This window comes from Curtobacterium sp. P97, from assembly GCF_023712445.1.
Lineage (GTDB): Bacteria > Actinomycetota > Actinomycetes > Actinomycetales > Microbacteriaceae > Curtobacterium.
In genome coordinates, this window is record NZ_JAMAYF010000105.1 from 1 (window position 1) to 459 (window position 459).

Genomic DNA, 459 nt, shown 5'->3' on the forward strand with positions numbered 1-459 from the left:
CGGGAGACCGGCACCACCCATGATGTCCGGGGTCGTCGCAGACGGTTGCCGACCAGCCCAGAGGTAGATCGCTCAGGTCGCAAAGCGAGGGGTGCATCTGCACCAGGTGCTCGACGTGGACCATCCTCCCGTCTGCAGGGTTCAGCGTCGTGCCGCAGAGCATCTGCCAATCGCCGTCCTCGTCGTGAAAGACGTCCACGACCGGGGCTCCATCCAGCACAGGCTGGGTAGTGAAGATCAAGGTGTCCGGCGAGTCGGCGAACGGCCACGCTGTCATCCGCACATCGTGACAGCTGCGCGAGTGCGGCCGGACGATCTGGCGCGGGCCAGCCGCTACCTTGCTGCCCTTTTCGGCACCGTCGCGAACAGGCTGCACACGGCAGCAGGCCACTACGGTCATCGGATGCTCACAGCTGCTACCGGTTCTGCCGGCGGTTCCGTGCCGACATGGATCGTGAT

1 protein-coding gene is annotated in these 459 nt (G+C 65.4%); it reads right to left on the minus strand.

Annotated elements, in window-relative coordinates; all coding sequences use genetic code 11:
* A partial coding sequence (locus tag M3677_RS17175; RefSeq protein WP_251161161.1) for a hypothetical protein occupies window positions 1-277 on the minus strand: 277 nt, incomplete at its 3' end.
* Window positions 278-459: the final 182 nt, after the last annotated feature.